Source organism: Kitasatospora sp. NPDC043950 (genome assembly GCF_056435345.1).
This window is the reverse complement of record NZ_JBWKER010000019.1, coordinates 40,444-55,878: the sequence shown is the minus strand read 5'-3', so window position 1 is coordinate 55,878 and position 15,435 is coordinate 40,444. Positions and strand designations below refer to the sequence as shown.

Here is a 15,435-nt window from a genome sequence, read left to right as displayed (position 1 = left end):
ACACCACAACCACGGTGAACGCCGCCACGGCTCACAATGGAGCATGTGCTGACCGAACTCTGTACGCGGGGCGCCGCCACGCCCGGCCCGTCGCCGTCCCCCTACGTGGACCTCAGTCGGGCCGAGTGGAGCGCACTGCGCGAGCGTACGCCGCTGCCGCTGACCGCCGAGGAGGTGGAACGGCTACGCGGCCTCGGTACCGCCCTCGACCTGGACGAGGTCCGCGACGTCTACCTGCCGCTGTCCCGGCTGCTGAACCTGTACATCCACGCCACGCACGAGCTGCGCGGCACGCTGGGCACCTTCCTGGACACGCCGGACACCGAACGCACCCGCACCCCGTTCATCATCGGGGTGGCCGGCTCGGTCGCGGTCGGCAAGTCGACGACGGCCCGCCTGCTCCAGGCCCTGCTCGCCCGCTGGCCCGAGCACCCGCGGGTCGAGCTGGTGACCACGGACGGCTTCCTGCTGCCCAACGCCGAGCTGCGCCGCCGCGGCCTGATGGCCCGCAAGGGCTTCCCGGAGTCGTACGACCGCCGGGCGCTGATGCGCTTCGTCGCGGACGTGAAGGCGGGCAAGGAGCGCGTCACCGCGCCGGTGTACTCGCACCTGGTGTACGACATCGTGCAGGGCGAGCGGCTCACCGTGGAGCGCCCGGACATCCTGATCGTCGAGGGCCTGAACGTGCTCCAGCCGGCCCTGCCCGGCAGCGACGGGCGCACCCGGCTGGCGGTGGCCGACTACTTCGACTTCTCGATCTACGTCGACGCCCGCACCGACGACATCGAGCACTGGTACCTGGACCGCTTCCGCAAGCTCCGGCAGACCGCCTTCCAGGACCCGAACTCCTACTTCCGCCGCTTCACCGAGGTGCCGGAGGAGGAGGCGATGGAGTACGGCCGGCAGGTCTGGCGCACCATCAACAAGCCGAACCTGCTGGAGAACGTGCTGCCGACCCGCGGCCGGGCCACCCTGATCCTCCAGAAGGGGGCGGACCACAAGGTCCGCCGGGCGCTGCTGCGCAAGCTCTGACACCGATGCGACGGAAGGGGCCCCGCCGGCGGCGGGGCCCCTTCCGTCATGCCGGGCTCGCTCAGCCCAGGTGCGTCCGCACGGCCTCGGCCAGCCGCTGCGCGACGGACTCGGCCTGCACCGGGTCGGCGGCCTCGACCATGACCCGGACCAGCGGCTCGGTGCCGGACGAGCGCAGCAGCACCCGGCCGGTGGAGCCCAGTTCGGCCTCGGCCTCGGCGACCGCGGCGGCCAGCTCGACGCTGGTGTGGACCCGGCTCTTGTCGACGCCCTTGACGTTGATCAGCTGCTGCGGCAGACGGGTCATCACGGCGGCCAGGTCGGCCAGCGGCTGCTTGGTGGCGGCCAGCCGGGCGCCCAGCATGAGGCCGGTCAGGGTGCCGTCGCCGGTGGTGGCGTGGTCGAGCAGGATGACGTGGCCGGACTGCTCGCCGCCCAGCGCGAAGCCGTGCTCCTTCATCGCCTCCAGCACGTAGCGGTCGCCGACGGCGGTCTCCACCAGGTCGACGCCCTCGCGCTCCATCGCCAGCTTGAAGCCGAGGTTGGACATCACGGTGGCCACCGCGGTGTTGCGGCGCAGGGTGCCGGCGTCCTTCATGGCGACGGCCAGGATGGCGATGATCTGGTCGCCGTCCACCTCGTTGCCGTCCGCGTCGGCGGCCAGGCAGCGGTCGGCGTCGCCGTCGAGGGCGATGCCGAGGTCGGCGCGGTACTCCGTCATGGCGGCCCGCAGCCGGTCCAGGTGGGTGGAGCCGACGCCGTCGTTGATGTTGAGGCCGGTGGGCTCCGCCCCCAGGGTGTGGACGACCTCGGCGCCGGCCCGGGCGAAGGCCTCGGGGGCGACGTAGGCGGCGGCGCCGTGGGCGCCGTCGATGACGACCTTGATGCCGTCGAGGCGGTTGGGCAGCACGCCGATCAGGTGGGCGACGTACTTGTCGAAGCCCTCGGTGTACTCGCGCACCCGGCCGACGGCGGCGCCGGTCGGGCGGTTCCAGTCCTCGCTGCCGAGCGTGTGCGTGCGGTAGTGGGCCTCGATCGCGTCCTCGATGCGGTCGTCCAGCTTGTGGCCGCCGCGGGCGAGGAACTTGATGCCGTTGTCGGGCATCGCGTTGTGGCTGGCGGAGAGCATCACGCCGAAGTCGGCGCCGAGCGCGCCGGTGAGATAGGCCACGGCCGGGGTCGGCAGCACGCCGACCCGGAGCACGTCGACACCGGCGCTCGCCAGGCCGGCGATGACAGCGGCCTCCAGGAACTCGCCCGAGGCTCGCGGGTCCCGGCCGACCACCGCGACCGGCCGGTGGCCCTCGAAGGCGCCGGCCTCGCCGAGCACATGGGCCGCCGCGACCGACAGCCCGAGCGCGAGCTCGGCCGTCAGGCCCTCGTTGGCCACCCCGCGCACGCCGTCCGTACCGAAGAGTCGTCCCACTGTCCCGTCCTCCATCACCACTGCTCGGAACCCAACCGATGGCACCCGGCCGCCGCACGATAGCCGGGGAACACGTCGCCCCGGAGTACACGTGGTACTCCGGGGCGACGGTTCGCGCAACCAGGGGGTGCGCCGCCAGGGCGGACCGCACCCCCAGGGACGCGATTAGCGCTTGCTGTACTGCGGCGCCTTGCGGGCCTTCTTGAGACCGGCCTTCTTGCGCTCGACGGCGCGGGCGTCACGGGTCAGGAAGCCGGCCTTCTTCAGCGCGCCGCGGTTGTTGTCCACGTCGGCCTCGTTCAGGGCACGGGCCACGCCGAGGCGCAGCGCGTAGGCCTGGCCGGAGACGCCGCCACCGGTGATGCGGGCGACGACGTCGTAACGGCCGTCAAGCTCGAGGAGCTTGAAGGGCTCGTTCACGGTCTGCTGGTGCACCTTGTTGGGGAAGTAGTTCTCCAGGGTGCGACCGTTGATCTTCCACTGGCCGGTGCCGGGGACGATGCGCACGCGGGCGATCGCCTCCTTGCGACGGCCGAGGCCGGCGCCCGGGATGGCCTCGCCGAAGCGGCCGGCCAGCGACTCGGAGGTGTAGCTCTCCTCGGAGGTGTACTCGCCCTCGACGGCCTCAACGGCCTCGTCGAAGTCGACCTCAAGGGTTTCAGTGGTCTCGGCCACGGTGTTCCTCAGCTCTTTTCAGTGTTGGGGGGCTTGGTGGCCGAATTACTGCGCGACCTGGGTGATCTCGAACGGCACCGGCTGCTGGGCAGCGTGCGGGTGCTGGTCGCCCGAGTAGACCTTCAGCTTCGAGAGCATCTGGCGGCCCAGGCTGTTCTTGGGGATCATGCCCTTGATGGCCTTCTCGACGGCCTTCTCCGGGTTGTTCGCCAGCAGGTCGTCGTAGCGCACCGACCGCAGACCGCCCGGGAAGCCAGAGTGGCGGTAGGCCAGCTTCTGGGTCTTCTTGTTACCGGACAGGTGCACCTTGTCGGCGTTGATGATGATGACGAAGTCACCAGTGTCAACGTGCGGCGCGTAGATCGCCTTGTGCTTACCCCGGAGGAGGTTGGCGGCCTGGGAAGCCAGACGGCCGAGCACGACGTCGGTCGCGTCGATGACGTGCCACTGACGCTGGACGTCGCCGGGCTTGGGGCTGTACGTACGCACGGTCGTAGCCTTCGCTTTTCAGTGAGTGAGTCCTGACAGGAGCACCCGGGACGGAAGAGCAGCCTGGCCAACCTTGGACGCAATTCAAGGGGGACCGCTGGTCGTCGAACCTGATGTCTCCGGCGTACCGACCTCTCACGTGAGATAGAGCGAGCCAATACGCACATCAAGCGTCCAGGTTACCGGGCGCGCGGGTGGGGGTCAAAAATCGGCTTCCCCCACCCCCGCCGTCACTCAGCGTTCGCGCTCCACCCGGCTGACGTCCCAGACCGGCTCGGGCGACTCGTAGACCCGGCCGTCGGCGCCGAACACCAGGTAGCGGTCGAAGGTCTTGGCGAACCAGCGGTCGTGGGTGACGCACAGCACGGTGCCGTCGAAGGCCTCCAGCCCGGCCTGCAACGCCTCGGCACTGTCCAGGTCCAGGTTGTCGGTCGGCTCGTCGAGCAACAGGGCCGTCACGCCGGAGAGTTCGAGCTTGAGGATCATCAGCCGGGCCTGCTGCCCACCGGACAGCGACTCGAACTTCTGCTCCTCCTGCCGGTCCAGCTCGTAGCGGCGCAGCGCGCCCATCGCGGCGCTGCGGCTGAGCGCGTGCTCCTCCTCGACGATCGAGCGCACCGTCCGGCCGAACAGCTCCGGGTGGGCGTGGGTCTGCCGGAAGTGGCCGGGGACGACCCTGGCGCCGAGCTTCCAGGTGCCGGTGTGCGCGACGCTCTCGTCACCCGCCAGCAGCCGCAGGAAGTGCGACTTGCCGGAGCCGTTGGAGCCGAGCACGGCGACCCGCTCGCCGTAGAACACCTCCAGGTCGAAGGGCTTCATCAGACCGGTGAGCTCCAGCTGCTCCACGGTGAAGGAGCGCACGCCGGTACGCCCGCCCTTGAGCCGCATGGTGATGCTCTGCTCGCGCGGGGGCTCCTCCGGGCGGCCGGCCTCCTCGAACTTCTTCAGCCGGGTCTGGGCGGCGGCGTAGCGGGTGGCGAGCGCGTGGCTGACGGAGGCCGCCTGGCGCAGGGTGACGACCAGCTTCTTGAGCTTGGCGTGTTCCTCGTCCCAGCGCCGGCCCAGCTCCTCGAAGCGCGCGAAGCGGTCCTTGCGGGCCTCGTGGAAGCTGTCGAACCCGCCGCCGTGCACCCAGACGCTGCTCCCGGCCGCGCCGGACTCGACGGCGATGATCTTGTCGGCGGCCTCGGAGAGCAGCTCGCGGTCGTGCGAGATGAACAGGACGGTCTTCGAGGTGGCCTTGAGGGCCTCCTCCAGCCAGCGCTTGCCCGGGACGTCCAGGTAGTTGTCGGGCTCGTCGAGCAGCAGCACCTCTTCGGGGCCGCGCAGCAGCGCCTCCAGGACGAGCCGCTTCTGCTCACCGCCCGAGAGGGTGTTCAGGCCGCGCCACTGGGCCTTGTCGAAGGGCATTCCGAGGGCCGCCATGGTGCAGACGTCCCAGTCGGTCTCGTAGTCGTAGCCGCCGACGTCGGCCCAGTCGGAGAGCGCCTGGGCGTAGGCCATCTGGGTCTTCTCGTCGTCCTGGGCGATCATCGCCAGCTCGGCGGCGTCCACCGCGCGGGCGGCGACGGCGATCCGCTCGGGGGCGACGGACACCAGCAGGTCGCGGACCGAGGCGTCCGGCGCCAGCGCGCCCGGGGTGGCCCGCTCGTCCTCGCGGCCGGTGGTGCCGACGAACTGGCGCATCACGCCGAGCCCGCCGCTGATCGTCACCGTGCCGCCGTGCGGCTGGAGGTCCCCCGCGATCATCCGCAGCAGGGTGGTCTTGCCGGCCCCGTTGGCGCCGACCAGGGCGACCGCGGCGCCCTCGCCGACCCGGAAGGACGCGTCGTCGAACAGCACCCGCCCGTCCGGCAGGTAGTACTCAAGGTGCGAAATCTCGACGTGTCCCATGCGGACGATTGTCCCAAGCCGACGCGCCCGGCCCAAACGGATTACCCGACGGGCGGCTGACCGGGCAGTGTGCGCAGCCGCCTGGCCTGGCGGTTGCGCTCGGCGAGCTGGTCGTCCGCCGGGTAGCCGACTTCCTCGAGAGTGAGCCCGTACGGCCGGATCACGTTGACGGCCGAGTTGCGGACCCCGCCGGCCAGCACCTCGCCGGGGAACTCCACCGGCCGGTGCCCGTCGCCGACCAGCAGCATCGCCCCGACCAGCGCCCGGACCATGTTGTGGCAGAACGCGTCGGCGCGGACGGTGGCGACCGCCAGCGAGCCCTCCTGGGCGGCGTAGGAGTCCACCGGGACGCGGTCCCAGCGCAGCTCCAGCAGGGTACGGATGGTGGTGGCGCCCTCGCGCTTCTTGCAGTACGCGGCGAAGTCGTGCTCGCCGAGCAGCAGCTTCGCTGCCTCGTTCATCCGGTCGACGTCCAGCGGGCGGTCGTGCCAGAGCACGTGCCCGCGCAGCAGCGGGTCGACCCCGCCGGGGTGGTCGGCGACCCGGTAGGCGTAGCGGCGCCAGATCGCGGAGAAGCGGGCGTCGAACCCGGCCGGCGCCTCGCCGATCCGGTAGATCCGGATGTCCCCGGGCAGCCGGCCGGCCAGCCGGCGCAGCAGCTTCTCGCGGTGCGCCTCCCACAGCTCGGCCGGCAGGTCGACGTGCGCGACCTGGCCGCGGGCGTGCACCCCGGCGTCGGTGCGCCCGGCCACGGTCAGCGGGAACAGCTCGGGGCTGCGGGTGACGATCTGCAGCGCGCTCTCGATCTCCTCCTGGACCGTCCGGCGGCCGCCGCGCTGGCGGGCCCAGCCGGAGAACTCGGCGCCCTGGTAGGCGAGATCGAGCCGGACCCGGACGCACCCGTCGGCCGGGCCGTCCTTCACCGGCGGCTGCTCGGCGCAATCGTTGACCACAATCCACTCCAGACAGAAGGAACGGGCCCGCTCCCCCACGGATGGGAGAGCGGGCCCGCGACCACACCTAGCGGTGTCAGGCCTGCTCGGCCTCGACGGCCTCGTCGGCCTTGGCGTCGGCCGGAGCCTCGACCTTGGCCTCGGCCTCCTTGACGGCGCGCTTGGTGGCGCCCTCGGCCTCGCCGACGGCGGTCTGCGCGACGGTCAGCGCCTCGACCAGCTCGATCACGGCCATCGGGGCGTTGTCGCCACGACGGGGACCGATCTTGGTGATACGGGTGTAACCACCCGGGCGGTTCTCGTAGCGCGGCGCGATCTCGGTGAAGAGGGTGTGCAGCACGGCGATGTCGGTGATCGTCTTGCGCACCAGGCGACGGTTGTGGATGTCGCCCTTCTTCGCCTTGGTGATCAGCTTCTCCGCCAGCGGGCGCATCCGACGGGCCTTGGCCTCGGTCGTGGTGATGCGGCCGTACTGGAACAGCTCCCGGCACAGACCGGCGAGCAGCAGCGGCTCGTGGTGCGGGCCGCCGCCGAGGCGGGCACCCTTGGTGGGACGCGGCATGGATGACTCCTTGAATCTCCGACTACGGCCGTATCAGGTACCGCAGCGGGCGTCCGGGCACTGTTGCCCGGACGACTTTCACGACGACGGGGGCGGTTCGGTGGAACCGCCCCCGCGGCCAAATCTCTTAGTACTGCTCGGTCTCGGCGTAACCCGCGTCGTCCAGGTCGTCGGCGCCGAAGGCGTCGGCGGCGGCGGTCGGGTCGAACCCGGGCGGGCTGTCCTTGAGGGCCAGGCCCATGCCGGCCAGCTTCGCCTTGACCTCGTCGATCGACTTCGCACCGAAGTTGCGGATGTCGAGCAGGTCGGCCTCGGAGCGGGCGACGAGCTCACCCACGGTGTGGATGCCCTCGCGCTTGAGGCAGTTGTAGGAGCGGACGGTGAGCTCCAGCTCCTCGATCGGCAGCGCCAGGTCGGCGGCCAGGGCGGCGTCCGTCGGGGACGGGCCCATGTCGATGCCCTCGGCGTCGATGTTCAGCTCGCGGGCGAGACCGAACAGCTCCACCAGGGTCTTGCCGGCCGAGGCCATGGCGTCACGCGGACGCATGGCGGGCTTGGTCTCGACGTCGACGATCAGCTTGTCGAAGTCGGTCCGCTGCTCGACACGGGTGGCCTCGACCTTGTAGGTGACCTTCAGCACGGGGCTGTAGATCGAGTCGACCGGGATGCGGCCGATCTCCTGGCCGGAGGCCTTGTTCTGGACGGCGGAGACGTAGCCGCGACCGCGCTCGACGGTCAGCTCCATCTCCAGCTTGCCCTTGCCGTTCAGCGTGGCGAGGACCAGCTCCGGGTTGTGCACCTCGACACCCGCCGGCGGGGCGATGTCGGCGGCGGTGACGACACCCGGGCCCTGCTTGCGCAGGTACATCACGACCGGCTCGTCGTGCTCCGAGGAGACGACCAGCTGCTTGATGTTGAGGATGAGGTCGGTCACGTCCTCCTTGACGCCCGGCACGGTGGTGAACTCGTGCAGGACGCCGTCGACGCGGATGCTGGTGACAGCGGCACCCGGGATCGACGACAGGAGCGTGCGGCGCAGGGAGTTGCCGAGGGTGTAGCCGAAGCCCGGCTCCAGCGGCTCGATCACGAACCGCGAGCGGAACTCGTCGACGACCTCTTCGGTCAGCGAGGGGCGCTGAGCGATAAGCATGGGGGGTATTCCTCCAGTTGTCTTCGGCACCCACTATTTGATGCCGACAGGACCAAGCGTACGGGGTCCCGCGAACAGCGACGAATCACCGCGTGGGACCCCGTACGAAGGTTCAAAGCAGGTACTGCGAGCCCGAAGGCGCTGCGTCAGACGCGGCGGCGCTTCGGCGGACGGCAGCCGTTGTGCGGGGTGGGGGTGACGTCCTGGATCGAGCCGACCTCCAGGCCGGTGGCCTGGAGCGAGCGGATCGCGGTCTCGCGGCCGGAGCCCGGACCCTTGACGAAGACGTCAACCTTGCGCATGCCGTGCTCCTGCGCGCGACGGGCAGCGGCCTCGGCGGCCATCTGCGCGGCGAACGGGGTGGACTTGCGCGAGCCCTTGAAGCCGACGTGACCGGCGGAGGCCCAGGAGATCACGTTGCCCGCGGGGTCGGTGATCGAAACGATGGTGTTGTTGAACGTGCTCTTGATGTGCGCGTGGCCGTGAGCGACGTTCTTCTTTTCCTTGCGGCGGATCTTCTTCGCGCCGGCAGCCTGACGACCCTTGGGGGGCATAAGTCTGTTCTCCTACTGAGGTGGTCGGTCCGCTGACCCGCGGGCCGGAGGGATGTCCGGTTACGGGACGGACTACTTCTTGCCCGGCTTCTTCTTGCCGGCGATCGCGCGACGCGGGCCCTTGCGGGTACGCGCGTTGGTGTGGGTGCGCTGACCGCGGACCGGCAGGCCGCGGCGGTGACGCAGACCCTCGTAGCAGCCGATCTCGACCTTGCGGCGGATGTCGGCGGCCACCTCACGGCGGAGGTCACCCTCGACCGTGTAGTTGGCGTCGATGTACTGGCCCAGCTTCACGAGGTCTTCCTCGGAGATGTCGCGAACGCGGACATCCGGGTTGACACCGGTCTCGACCAGGGTCTGCTGGGCGCGGGTACGGCCGATGCCGTACACGTAGGTAAGGGCGATCTCGATCCGCTTCTCACGGGGGAGATCAACGCCGGCGAGGCGTGCCATTCAAGGCTCCTGTGCTTTTTCAGAGGTCTTGCGTGCTACCTACTCCTTCGCCTCTCGACGATGGAGCCCCGGCCTCTGACCGGGGGTGGCAGTCCGTCCCTTCGTGGGAACGGATCGGGTAGCCCGCTTATGACGTTTTCGCGTCGCGCGAAGTACTACGAGAAATGCTGGGGAGAGATCAGCCCTGGCGCTGCTTGTGGCGCAGGTTGTCGCAGATCACCATGACCCGGCCGTGGCGGCGGATCACCTTGCACTTGTCGCAGATCTTCTTGACGCTCGGCTTGACCTTCATGTTCAGGTTCTCCGGGTCTAGATCTGACGTTCTTACTTGTAGCGGTAGACGATCCGCCCGCGCGTGAGGTCGTAGGGGCTGAGCTCCACGACGACCCGGTCGTCCGGCAGGATGCGGATGTAGTGCATGCGCATCTTGCCACTGATGTGCGCGAGGACCTTGTGACCGTTCTGCAGCTCGACCCTGAACATCGCGTTCGGAAGAGACTCGATCACGGTGCCCTCGATCTCAATGGCGCCTTGCTTCTTAGCCATGAACTGCGAGATCCACCTTCCGGGACCGGCTACCGTATGCGGCACGCTCGTGCGAACCTGGGTTCACCCCGCCCCCGAAGGGAAGAGGGCGTGCTGAAGCACGCTACGAGTGAGCCGACGGTCCATCCTACGCCAGTGCGTCCGGTGGGCCAAAACGAGGTCCCCCGAAGGCAGCCACCGTGACGTTCCGGCGGGTCAGAACCCGGCGGTGACCTTCAGCGGCTCGACGTGGGCGGTGCAGGCCGCGCAGCGGCGGGCGGCCGCGGGGATCTCGGTCAGGCACTCGGGGCAGGGCCGCTTGGGGGCCTTCGGCTTCTTCGGCAGGTACCGCGCTGTCGCCTTGGTGACCGGCAGCACGACGCAGAAGTACAGCACCGCCGCGGTCATCACGAAGGCGATCAGCACGTTGAGGAACTGGCCGTACGGGAACGTGACCCCGGCCACCGTCGCCTTGTACGAGCTGAAGTCGCCGGCCGCGCCGACCCCGACGCCGACCAGCGGGGTGAGGAAGGCCGACACGAAGCCGGTCACCACCCCGGTGAACGCGGCACCGATGACGACACCGACCGCCATGTCGACGACGTTGCCGCGCATCATGAAGTCGCGGAATCCCTTGAGCACTGCACTCTCCCGATCGATCGAAGCTGCTGAAGCCCCTGCTGAAGCCACTGCCAGCCGATAAAAATAGGACAAAAGCCCTGGAGGTCCAAACCCCCAGGGCCCTGATCCCTTGTCAGCAGCGGAAGTTGGCCGCTCAGCCGACCGTCGCGAGACTAGCCGAGCGGGTCCGGGGCGGCGGTGATGCCCAGCTTCGCGAGCTCCGCCTTGCCGCCGTCGAAGGCCGTCAGGACCAGCGGGCCCTGCTCGGTGACGGCCACCGAGTGCTCCCAGTGCGAGGCCCAGGTGCCGTCGTTGGTGACGACCGTCCAGTCGTCCTCCAGCACGGCGGTGTGCGGGGTGCCCAGCGAGACCATCGGCTCGATCGCCAGCACGGTGCCGGGGATCAGCTTCGGGCCCTTGCCGCGGCCGCGCTCGACGTAGTTCAGCACGTGCGGCTCCATGTGCATCGCGGTGCCGATGCCGTGGCCGCCGTAGCCCTCGGTGATGCCCCACTTGCCCTTGGGGGGCAGCGGCTGGCGGCGGATGAAGCCCTCGATCGCCTTGGAGACGTCGACCAGGCGGTTGTTCTTCTTCATCTGGGCGATGCCGGCCCACATCGAGCCCTCGGTCACCCGGCTCAGCATCTCGACCTCGGGGCGGACCTCGCCGACCGCCACGGTGATCGCCGAGTCGCCGTGCCAGCCGTCCAGGATGGCGCCGCAGTCGATCGAGATGACGTCGCCCTCCTGGAGCACCCGGTCACCGGGGATGCCGTGCACGACCTCGTTGTTCACCGAGGCGCAGATCACCCCGGGGAACCACAGACCGCCGTGGTCGGCGCGGAAGTTGGAGGTCGCACCGTGGTCGGTGATGACCTTGTCCGCGATGTCGTTGAGCTCCTGGGTGGTCACCCCCGGGGCGACCGCCTCCCGGCAGGCCTTGAGCGCCTCGGCGACGACCAGCCCGGCCGCTCGCATCTTCGCGATCTGCTCGGGGGTCTTGATCTCCACCATCTGGTCACGCCTTCCACGTTCTGTTTGCCACTGCCTACCACCGTACGACGCCGTACGGCCGCGCCGCCCGGGATCGGGGAGCGCGGCCGTACGGCGTCGCCGGGAAACTCAGTTGTCCTGCTTCAGCGCCTCGATCGCGCGGCGGGTGACCTCGTCCACCTTGCCGAGGGCCGAGATGGTCGCCACCAGGCCCTGCTGGGCGTAGTAGTCGATGATCGGCTCGGTCTCCGTGTGGTAGACCTCCAGCCGGGTGCGCACCTTGTCCTCGGTGTCGTCCGAGCGCTGGTACAGCTCGCCGCCGCACTCGTCGCAGACGCCCTCGGCCTTCGGCGGGTTGTAGTCCACGTGGAAGACGTGGCCCCCGTCGTTGCGGCACAGGCGGCGGCCGGCGATCCGACGGACCACCTCGTCCTCGGGGACCTCCAGGTCCAGCACGCCGTCCAGCTTGATCCCCTGCTCGGCGAGGAAGTCGTCGAGCGCCTTGGCCTGGCCGAGGTTGCGGGGGAAGCCGTCGAGCAGGAAGCCGCCCGCGGCGTCCTCCTGGAGCATGCGGTCCTTGGCCATCCCGATGGTGACCTCATCCGGCACCAGGCGACCCGCGTCCATGTAGCTCTTGGCCTCGAGCCCCAGCGGGGTGCCCTGACCGATGTTGGCGCGGAACAGGTCGCCGGTGGAGATGTGGGGAATGGACAGGGTCTTGGCGAGCAGGTGCGCCTGAGTACCCTTCCCGGCCCCGGGAGGACCAACGAGGACGATACGCATCAGCGGAGGAACCCTTCGTAATTGCGCTGCTGGAGCTGGCTCTCGATCTGCTTCACAGTTTCGAGTCCGACGCCGACGACGATGAGCACGCTGGTGCCGCCGAACGGGAAGTTGGTCTGCTGTCCGAAGGCGACCAGGGCGATCATCGGGATCAACGCGATCAGGCCCAGGTAGAGCGAACCCGGCCACGTGATTCGGGTCAGCACGTAGTTCAGGTACTCGGCCGTCGGTCGGCCGGCCCGGATGCCCGGGATGAAGCCACCATACTTCTTCATATTGTCGGCAACTTCTTCGGGGTTGAAGGAGATCGCGACGTAGAAGAAGGCGAAGAAGACGATCAGCAGGAAGTAGGTCGCCATGTAGATCGGGTGGTCGCCCTTGACGAAGTGCTGGGTGACCCACACCGCCCAGCCCGACTGGCTACCGGTCAGCTGGACCACCAGGGCCGGGATGTACAGCAGCGACGAGGCGAAGATGACCGGGATGACACCGGCCTGGTTCACCTTGAGCGGGATGTAGGTCGACGTGCCGCCGAACGCCCGCCGGCCGATCATCCGCTTCGCGTACTGCACCGGGATCCGGCGCTGGGCCTGCTCGACGAAGATGACCAGCATCACAACGATGATGCCGACCGCGACCACGGACAGGAACTCGACCCAGCCGCCACCGATGGTGCCGGAGCCCTTGATCGCCCACATCGAGGACGGGAACTGCGCGGCGATCGAGGTGAAGATCAGCAGCGACATGCCGTTGCCGATGCCGCGGTCCGTGATCAGCTCGCCCAGCCACATGATCACCGTGGTGCCGGCGGTCATCGTGATCACCATGACGGCGATCCGGAACACGCTCGTGTCCGGGACGATCTGGTTGCCCACCGGGCAGCCGGAGAACAGCGCGCCGCTGGAGGCCGTCGCCACGATGCCGGTGCCCTGGAGCACGGCGAGCGCGATGGTCAGGTAGCGGGTGTACTGGGTGATCTTCGTCTGGCCGGCCTGGCCCTCCTTCTTCAGCGCTTCCAGTCGCGGGATCACGACCGTGAGGAGCTGGAGGATGATGCTCGCGGTGATGTACGGCATGATGCCGAGCGCGAAGATCGTCAGCTGGAGGAGCGCGCCACCGCTGAACAGGTTGACGAGCCCGAAGAGGCCGTTGTTCTTGGTGTCCTTCACACACTCGTTCACGGCCGTGAAGCTCACGCCGGGGATCGGAATGTGCGAGCCCAGGCGGAACAGCACCATGATGCCCAGCGTGAACAGCAGCTTCTTGCGCAGGTCGGGCGTCTGGAACGCCCGCGCGAACGCACTGAGCACGGTGCCTCCTGCGCCTCCCGCGCGTCGTCGGCGGGAGGGTCGGTCCTGAATGGGAGTTTTGGCGGTACGGGCTCCCGTACAGACGGCACAGGCGAGCCTACGCGCAGCCTACAAGGGAACTCCACGGACTCTAACAGTGCGCAGCCACTCGGAAGAAGCGCGTACCGCCCCTCCCCCACTCACGGGGTACGGGATGCCCGGGTTTGCCACACAAAAGAACGAGGGCACGTCAACGGAATGCCCGGAAAACGCGATGCCCGGAAAACGCGCGAGCCCCGCGCCTCCCGAAGGAGGTGCGGGGCTCGCACGGAAGTCAGCGGGCTCAGACGAGCTCGGTGACGGTACCGCCGGCGGCGGTGATCTTCTCGGCGGCGGAGCCGGAGACGGCGTCGACCGTCACCTGCAGCGCAACCGAGATCTCGCCGGTGCCGAGCACCTTGACGAGGGAGTTCTTGCGAACCGCGCCCTTGGCGACCAGGTCCTCGACGGTGACCTCTCCACCCTGCGGGTAGAGCTCGGCCAGCTTGTCGAGGTTGACGACCTGGAACGTGATCTTGAACGGGTTCTTGAAGCCCTTCAGCTTCGGCAGGCGCATGTGGAGCGGCATCTGGCCACCCTCGAAGCGCTGCGGAACCTGGTAGCGGGCCTTGGTGCCCTTGGTACCACGACCGGCGGTCTTACCCTTGGAGCCCTCACCACGACCCACGCGGATCTTGTCGGTCTTGGCACCCGGGGCGGGACGCAGGTTGTGGATCTTGATCGGGTTGTCGCCCATGATCAGTCCACCTCCTCAACCGTCACCAGGTGACGGACCGTGTGGGCCATCCCGCGGATCTCGGGACGGTCCTCCTTCACCACGACGTCGTGCATGCGCTTGAGACCAAGCGAACGCAGGGTGTCACGGTGATTCTGCTTGCTGCCGATGTACGACTTGGTCTGCGTGATCTTCAGGCGAGCCATCAGGCGCTCACCCCTGCAGCACGCGCCCGCAGCAGAGCGGCGGGGGCCACGTCCTCCAGCGGCAGGCCACGACGAGCGGCGATCTCCTCGGGGCGCACGAGGCCCTTCAGAGCAGCCACGGTGGCGTGCACGATGTTGATCGCGTTGTCCGAGCCGAGCGACTTCGACAGGATGTCGTGAATGCCGGCGCACTCCAGGACGGCGCGCACCGGACCACCGGCGATAACACCGGTACCGGGGGCGGCGGGCTTCAGGAGCACGACGCCGGCGGCCTTCTCACCCTGGATCGGGTGCGGGATGGTGCCCTGGATACGGGGGACCTTGAAGAAGTTCTTCTTGGCCTCCTCAACACCCTTGGCGATGGCGGCCGGAACCTCCTTCGCCTTCCCGTAACCGACACCCACGGTGCCGTCACCGTCGCCCACCACGACCAGCGCGGTGAAGCTGAAACGACGACCACCCTTGACAACCTTGGCGACACGGTTGATCGCGACAACGCGCTCGACGTAAGCGGTCTTCTCGACGGCGGGGGCGTTGCCCCGGTCGTCACGCTTACGGTCGCGCCGCTCGCCACCGCCGGTGCCACCGCCGGCGCCGCTACCGCGGCGCTGGGGTCCAGCCATTGGAATTACCTCTCTCGATTACGTCCGTCGACTGAGTCGACGAGCGGCTTAGAAGTCGAGCCCGGCCTCGCGAGCCGCGTCCGCCAGGGCGGCGATGCGGCCGGCGTACCGGTTGCCCGCGCGGTCGAAGACGACCGACTCGATGCCGGCAGCCTTGGCGCGCTCGGCGACCAGGCTCCCGACCTTCTTGGCCAGCTCGGTCTTGTCGCCCTCGGCGCCCTTGATGGACACGTCGAGGGTGGACGCCGACGCCAGGGTGTGACCCTTGGCGTCGTCGATGACCTGGGCGACCATGTGACGGTTCGAGCGCGTCACGACGAGGCGCGGACGCACCTCGGTGCCGACGACGCGCTTGCGAACGCGGATCGCGCGGCGCTTACGAGCGGCGCTCTTGTAGGCGTTGCCCTTGCCGATCTTGACAGAGACGCTCATCG

At 68.9% G+C, this 15,435-nt stretch carries 20 protein-coding genes; 1 reads left to right on the top strand and 19 read right to left on the bottom strand.

The window, feature by feature from the left end; translation table 11 throughout:
• Positions 1-36: 36 nt before the first annotated feature.
• Entirely contained in the window at positions 37-1,032 is a 996-nt protein-coding gene (gene coaA, locus AC07BF_RS15225) for a type I pantothenate kinase (protein WP_063348983.1), read from the top strand.
• A 61-nt stretch (positions 1,033-1,093) separates the two neighbouring features.
• On the opposite strand, the gene glmM is transcribed toward coaA, so the two are convergent.
• The 19 genes from glmM to rplR form a co-directional block, all read right to left on the bottom strand.
• Positions 1,094-2,458 (bottom strand): phosphoglucosamine mutase, encoded by a 1,365-nt coding sequence (gene glmM, locus AC07BF_RS15220; RefSeq protein WP_363580126.1) that lies wholly within the window; start codon positions 2,456-2,458, stop codon positions 1,094-1,096.
• A 165-nt stretch (positions 2,459-2,623) separates the two neighbouring features.
• Entirely contained in the window at positions 2,624-3,133 is a 510-nt protein-coding gene (gene rpsI / locus AC07BF_RS15215) for a 30S ribosomal protein S9 (RefSeq protein ID WP_363580124.1), read from the bottom strand.
• A 45-nt stretch (positions 3,134-3,178) separates the two neighbouring features.
• A complete protein-coding gene (gene rplM, locus AC07BF_RS15210; protein ID WP_030055846.1) occupies positions 3,179-3,622 on the bottom strand; it encodes a 50S ribosomal protein L13 in 444 nt (147 codons plus the stop codon).
• 234 nt (positions 3,623-3,856) lie between these two features.
• Positions 3,857-5,515 (bottom strand): ABC-F family ATP-binding cassette domain-containing protein, encoded by a 1,659-nt coding sequence (locus tag AC07BF_RS15205; RefSeq protein WP_350877126.1) that lies wholly within the window; start codon positions 5,513-5,515, stop codon positions 3,857-3,859.
• Positions 5,516-5,556: 41 nt separating this feature from the next.
• Positions 5,557-6,468: a tRNA pseudouridine(38-40) synthase TruA gene (gene truA, locus AC07BF_RS15200; protein ID WP_363580122.1), complete on the bottom strand. Its 912-nt coding sequence runs from the start codon at positions 6,466-6,468 to the stop codon at positions 5,557-5,559.
• 76 nt (positions 6,469-6,544) lie between these two features.
• The gene (rplQ, locus tag AC07BF_RS15195; protein WP_350877122.1) at positions 6,545-7,030 is read right to left on the bottom strand and encodes a 50S ribosomal protein L17; all 486 of its coding nucleotides are present in this window, start codon (positions 7,028-7,030) and stop codon (positions 6,545-6,547) included.
• Positions 7,031-7,157: 127 nt separating this feature from the next.
• A complete protein-coding gene (locus AC07BF_RS15190) occupies positions 7,158-8,180 on the bottom strand; it encodes a DNA-directed RNA polymerase subunit alpha (protein ID WP_030232516.1) in 1,023 nt (340 codons plus the stop codon).
• A 146-nt stretch (positions 8,181-8,326) separates the two neighbouring features.
• Complete coding sequence (rpsK, locus tag AC07BF_RS15185) at positions 8,327-8,734, bottom strand: 30S ribosomal protein S11 (protein WP_030232513.1); 408 nt, start codon at positions 8,732-8,734, stop codon at positions 8,327-8,329.
• Positions 8,735-8,806: 72 nt separating this feature from the next.
• The gene (gene rpsM, locus AC07BF_RS15180; protein WP_063348977.1) at positions 8,807-9,187 is read right to left on the bottom strand and encodes a 30S ribosomal protein S13; all 381 of its coding nucleotides are present in this window, start codon (positions 9,185-9,187) and stop codon (positions 8,807-8,809) included.
• Positions 9,188-9,365: 178 nt separating this feature from the next.
• A complete protein-coding gene (gene rpmJ / locus AC07BF_RS15175; protein WP_003956441.1) occupies positions 9,366-9,479 on the bottom strand; it encodes a 50S ribosomal protein L36 in 114 nt (37 codons plus the stop codon).
• Positions 9,480-9,511: 32 nt separating this feature from the next.
• Positions 9,512-9,733 (bottom strand): translation initiation factor IF-1, encoded by a 222-nt coding sequence (infA, locus tag AC07BF_RS15170; protein ID WP_014047798.1) that lies wholly within the window; start codon positions 9,731-9,733, stop codon positions 9,512-9,514.
• Positions 9,734-9,928: 195 nt separating this feature from the next.
• Positions 9,929-10,354 carry a large conductance mechanosensitive channel protein MscL gene (gene mscL, locus AC07BF_RS15165; RefSeq protein WP_363580119.1) on the bottom strand — a complete coding sequence of 142 codons (426 nt, stop codon included), beginning with the start codon at positions 10,352-10,354 and terminating at the stop codon, positions 9,929-9,931.
• Between the two features lie 152 nt (positions 10,355-10,506).
• On the bottom strand, positions 10,507-11,346 hold the full coding sequence (gene map / locus AC07BF_RS15160; RefSeq protein ID WP_363580117.1) for a type I methionyl aminopeptidase: 840 nt from the start codon (positions 11,344-11,346) through the stop codon (positions 10,507-10,509).
• 108 nt (positions 11,347-11,454) lie between these two features.
• Positions 11,455-12,108 carry an adenylate kinase gene (locus AC07BF_RS15155; RefSeq protein WP_363580115.1) on the bottom strand — a complete coding sequence of 218 codons (654 nt, stop codon included), beginning with the start codon at positions 12,106-12,108 and terminating at the stop codon, positions 11,455-11,457.
• Positions 12,108-13,418, bottom strand: coding sequence for a preprotein translocase subunit SecY (gene secY / locus AC07BF_RS15150; RefSeq protein WP_063348973.1), 1,311 nt, complete (start codon positions 13,416-13,418; stop codon positions 12,108-12,110). Before secY ends, AC07BF_RS15155 begins: the two co-directional genes overlap by 1 nt.
• A 322-nt stretch (positions 13,419-13,740) precedes the next feature.
• Positions 13,741-14,193 (bottom strand): 50S ribosomal protein L15, encoded by a 453-nt coding sequence (gene rplO / locus AC07BF_RS15145; protein WP_255752515.1) that lies wholly within the window; start codon positions 14,191-14,193, stop codon positions 13,741-13,743.
• Between the two features lie 2 nt (positions 14,194-14,195).
• Positions 14,196-14,378, bottom strand: a complete 183-nt coding sequence (gene rpmD / locus AC07BF_RS15140) for a 50S ribosomal protein L30 (protein WP_030055835.1) — start codon at positions 14,376-14,378, stop codon at positions 14,196-14,198.
• Positions 14,378-15,001: a 30S ribosomal protein S5 gene (gene rpsE, locus AC07BF_RS15135; RefSeq protein ID WP_030055834.1), complete on the bottom strand. Its 624-nt coding sequence runs from the start codon at positions 14,999-15,001 to the stop codon at positions 14,378-14,380. The genes rpmD and rpsE overlap by 1 nt, the downstream gene beginning before the upstream one ends.
• Positions 15,002-15,049: 48 nt before the next feature.
• A complete protein-coding gene (rplR, locus tag AC07BF_RS15130; protein WP_030280785.1) occupies positions 15,050-15,433 on the bottom strand; it encodes a 50S ribosomal protein L18 in 384 nt (127 codons plus the stop codon).
• Positions 15,434-15,435 lie beyond the last annotated feature (2 nt).

Excerpts from the sequence above, each read along its gene's own strand:
- rpsE (WP_030055834.1), bottom strand. The coding sequence starts at position 15,001 with ATGGCTGGACCCCAGCGCCGCGGTAGCGGCGCCGGCGGTGGCACCGGC.
- rpmJ (WP_003956441.1), bottom strand. The coding sequence starts at position 9,479 with ATGAAGGTCAAGCCGAGCGTCAAGAAGATCTGCGACAAGTGCAAGGTG.
- rplQ (WP_350877122.1), bottom strand. The coding sequence starts at position 7,030 with ATGCCGCGTCCCACCAAGGGTGCCCGCCTCGGCGGCGGCCCGCACCAC.
- AC07BF_RS15155 (WP_363580115.1), bottom strand. The coding sequence starts at position 12,108 with ATGCGTATCGTCCTCGTTGGTCCTCCCGGGGCCGGGAAGGGTACTCAG.
- AC07BF_RS15205 (WP_350877126.1), bottom strand. The coding sequence starts at position 5,515 with ATGGGACACGTCGAGATTTCGCACCTTGAGTACTACCTGCCGGACGGG.
- rpmD (WP_030055835.1), bottom strand. The coding sequence starts at position 14,378 with ATGGCTCGCCTGAAGATCACGCAGACCAAGTCGTACATCGGCAGCAAG.
- rpsK (WP_030232513.1), bottom strand. The coding sequence starts at position 8,734 with ATGCCCCCCAAGGGTCGTCAGGCTGCCGGCGCGAAGAAGATCCGCCGC.
- rplO (WP_255752515.1), bottom strand. The coding sequence starts at position 14,193 with ATGGGCGACAACCCGATCAAGATCCACAACCTGCGTCCCGCCCCGGGT.
- infA (WP_014047798.1), bottom strand. The coding sequence starts at position 9,733 with ATGGCTAAGAAGCAAGGCGCCATTGAGATCGAGGGCACCGTGATCGAG.
- rplR (WP_030280785.1), bottom strand. The coding sequence starts at position 15,433 with ATGAGCGTCTCTGTCAAGATCGGCAAGGGCAACGCCTACAAGAGCGCC.
- rpsM (WP_063348977.1), bottom strand. The coding sequence starts at position 9,187 with ATGGCACGCCTCGCCGGCGTTGATCTCCCCCGTGAGAAGCGGATCGAG.
- coaA (WP_063348983.1), top strand. The coding sequence starts at position 37 with ATGGAGCATGTGCTGACCGAACTCTGTACGCGGGGCGCCGCCACGCCC.
- AC07BF_RS15190 (WP_030232516.1), bottom strand. The coding sequence starts at position 8,180 with ATGCTTATCGCTCAGCGCCCCTCGCTGACCGAAGAGGTCGTCGACGAG.
- map (WP_363580117.1), bottom strand. The coding sequence starts at position 11,346 with ATGGTGGAGATCAAGACCCCCGAGCAGATCGCGAAGATGCGAGCGGCC.